The 3,205-nt window shown below is 36.3% G+C and carries 5 protein-coding genes; 4 read left to right on the forward strand and 1 reads right to left on the reverse strand.

What is annotated here, in order from left to right; translation table 11 throughout:
• On the reverse strand, window positions 1-572 hold a 572-nt coding region (locus U9Q18_00150), incomplete at its 3' end, for a hypothetical protein (GenBank protein ID MEA3312772.1).
• 85 nt (window positions 573-657) lie between these two features.
• On the opposite strand from U9Q18_00150, the gene U9Q18_00155 reads away from it, so the two are divergent.
• From U9Q18_00155 to dusB, 4 genes are all read left to right on the forward strand, one after another.
• Window positions 658-972 (forward strand): patatin-like phospholipase family protein, encoded by a 315-nt coding sequence (locus U9Q18_00155; GenBank protein MEA3312773.1) that lies wholly within the window; start codon window positions 658-660, stop codon window positions 970-972.
• 138 nt (window positions 973-1,110) lie between these two features.
• Window positions 1,111-1,497: a patatin-like phospholipase family protein gene (locus tag U9Q18_00160; protein MEA3312774.1), complete on the forward strand. Its 387-nt coding sequence runs from the start codon at window positions 1,111-1,113 to the stop codon at window positions 1,495-1,497.
• A gap of 1 nt (window position 1,498) precedes the next feature.
• Window positions 1,499-2,272, forward strand: coding sequence for a type III pantothenate kinase (locus tag U9Q18_00165; protein MEA3312775.1), 774 nt, complete (start codon window positions 1,499-1,501; stop codon window positions 2,270-2,272).
• Window positions 2,250-3,205 (forward strand): tRNA dihydrouridine synthase DusB (dusB, locus tag U9Q18_00170; GenBank protein MEA3312776.1); only part of this gene is annotated, 956 nt, incomplete at its 3' end. The genes U9Q18_00165 and dusB, both read left to right, overlap by 23 nt.

Below are 3,205 nucleotides of genomic sequence, written 5' to 3' on the forward strand. Positions count from 1 at the left end.
GCACTGTTGCCGCCAGCAAGTACAACTATACCCCTCTTGATACGTTTATCACCCCCCAGAGCAATGACTGCGCTTATTCCGCCCAGGCTTAGTCCAAATATACTAATTTCTTTTACGTTTTGAATACTACCATTTCCTGCGAAATCAATGAGAGTTCGTACGTCTACTACAATTTGTCTGAAGCGAGAGAGCATGGTGGTAGGGTCCAGTACAAAAAAATCTTCGCCATCATTTTTTCCGTATTTTTGCCTTTCTCCATGAAAAGGAAGGGTTAGGATAAGTGATGATATCCCTTGTTTTGCAAACTGCGGGGGGAAATAAAACATGCATTGCTTTGCATTGTGTCTGTAGCCATGCAAAATAATGGTAAGTTTGTCACTATTATTCTTCGCCTTAAAGTAATGTCCATAAGCGATATTTGTTTCATCTTGCGGGAGTTTTACGTGGCTTTCGAAATACAATTTATATTCGGAATATAGATTATTTTCCGTGACGATATTAAATATAGGACGCCTGTCGTCTTTTTTATATTGATAAATTTTTCGCGGGTCATCTATAATAATATCACTCATTTGACATCTCTCCTTTATAGTATATATTTTAACGTGTAAAAATGAAAGTGATTGTAGGAGGTTTGAGGAGAAGAAATTTGGGCTAATGCTATCTGGCGGTGGTGCAAGGAGCCTTACAGAAGTAGTTGTACTAAAAACGTTAGAAAAACATAATCTGATTCCTGACGTTATTACCGGAACCTCTATGGGTGGAATTGTGGGCGGATTTCATGCCGCTGGATTTAAGCTATCGCAAATGGAAAAATTTGCAATGGCAATGGTAATAAGTAAAATGCTTGATACAAAATCACCTTTAATTTATTTTGAAGAAAATGAATTAGAGAAGGCAGAACCGGCAAAATATGGAAGGATAAGGGTGTCGCGGAGCGTTTTGACAAGACAAATGGCACTGGATAACTAAAGGAAAATTGAATATTTTCTTAATAAAACGCTGGTAGAGCAAACTTTTCCGGAGTTAGATATTCCGTTTGTATGTATAGCAGCAGATCTTTTAAACGGAAAGAAAATTGTTTTAAATGAATGAAAGCTTTCTTCTGCAATACGAGCGACAATTTCTTTGCCTTTGATTTTTGAGCCTTTTGAGTATAATGAAATGCTTCTTGTAGATGGTGGAGTTATGAGCAACGCTCCTGTTGGTATTGCAAGAGAAATGAGCGCAGACATTATATTGGCAGTAGATGGAAGTGGAGATATTAAGAGAAGGAAAAAGGAAACTTTCAAAACTCCTTTTAATACTGCCTGGCGCGTATTTAGAATTGCTCAGAATCATATATATGAGAAAGAGCTTAAGAGCGGGGATTTAATTGTAAAAACAGGGCTTGGCCTGGATACTTTAGATTTTTCTAAGAATAAAGAGTGTATAATGAAAGGTGAAGAAGATATGGAGAAAGAAATTAAAAAGTTAAAAGAACTTTCGGAGGAGTAAAATGATTATAGCAGCCGATATAGGCAACACCAATATTGTTATTGGTTTTATGAAAAACGGCAAAACGGAAAAAGTTCTCAGAATTGCTACCGACAGAGGAAGGACTTCTGATGAGTACAAACTTCTCCTAATTTCATTTATCAAAGAAGAGGGAATAGATAAAGATGATATTAAAGATTTTATTATATCTTCTGTTGTACCTCCACTTACGCCAATTTTTCAGAGCGTATCAGAAAAAATTATTTACAAAAAGGCCATAACTATTTCAAATGATATGGATTTAGGAATAAAAATTGATGTTGAAGAGTCTCATCTTATAGGAAGTGATAGACTTTGTGATGTGGTGGGAGCAGCTAAAATTTTTCCACAAGAAAATATTTGCGTGGTTGATTTTGGTACGGCAACAGTATTTAACGTTTTAACAAAGGATAGGTGTTTTATTGGTGGGCCAATCGCGGTTGGGATTATTGCAGCAGCTAATGCTCTTTTTGTGAAGACTGCCAAATTACCGCGAATAGCATTAAATGTTCCACAAAGTGTAATAGGTAGAAATACTGTGGAAGAGATGCAGTCAGGAGTAGTAGTGGGATTAGGCGGAATGGTAGATAGACTCATTGGAAAAATTGAACAAGAGTTAGGTGAACCTTTGCGCGTTATTGCTACTGGTGGGATTTCTCATGTAATGATGGGAGTGGCTCAGCGAATAGAAGAATTTGACGACCAGTTAACCTTGAAAGGAATTTATCATATATATGAACATTTTAAAGGCGTTTGAAATTGGCAATCTTGATGTATATCCCCCTATTGTACTTGCACCGCTTGCTGGTTTTACCGATTCATCATTCAGGCAAATGGTGAAGAGTTTTGGAGCAGGTCTGGTATATACTGAAATGATAAGCAGTATGGGTATTTTTTATAAGGATAAAAAAACACTAGATATTGCGCATTATAATGAATTAGAAAAGCCAATTGGGGCACAAGTTTTTGGGAGTGACCCCGAAAAACTTGCATACGCTGCAGCATTTTTGGAAGGGAGAGGATTCGATACAATAGACATAAATATGGGTTGTCCTGCACTTAAAGTAGTAAAAAATGGAACAGGAGGAGCTCTTCTCAAAGATAAAGAACGGATTATGATGATTTTGCGTCAGATAAGGGCTGCAATAAAGATTCCATTTACTATAAAGATAAGAAAAGGTTTCAACAGAGGAGAAGATGTAGCAAAAGAAATCGGAAATATTGCTGAAGGAGAAGGCGTAGATGCTATTATTATTCATGGGATTACTGTGAGAGAGGGTTTTTACAGAGAAGCAGAAGATTGGAATTCTATCAAGGATTTAAAAAAATCTGTGCGAATGCCAGTTATAGGAAATGGAGGGATAAAAACAGAAGAAGATGTGAAAAAGATGTTTGAAAAAACTGAGGCAGATGGAGTAATGGTAGGGCGAGCAGTTCTGGGAGCTCCGTGGTTTATAGCATCATCCGCCCAATTTGTTGAAAAAGGAACAAAAATTAGATTTTCTTTAAAAGAAAAAAAATATATAATAATGAGACATATAAATTTAGTGGTAGAAGAGAAAGGAGAAAGAGGAGTTAAAGAAATGCGAAAGCTTTTACCTTTTTATATAAAGGGTACAAGAAATGCATCTCATTTTAGGAATATAATAAATAAAGTACAGAGCAAAGATGACCTTGACAGGATTTTAGA

This window comes from Caldisericota bacterium, from assembly GCA_034717215.1.
Classification (GTDB): domain Bacteria; phylum Caldisericota; class Caldisericia; order Caldisericales; family Caldisericaceae; genus UBA646.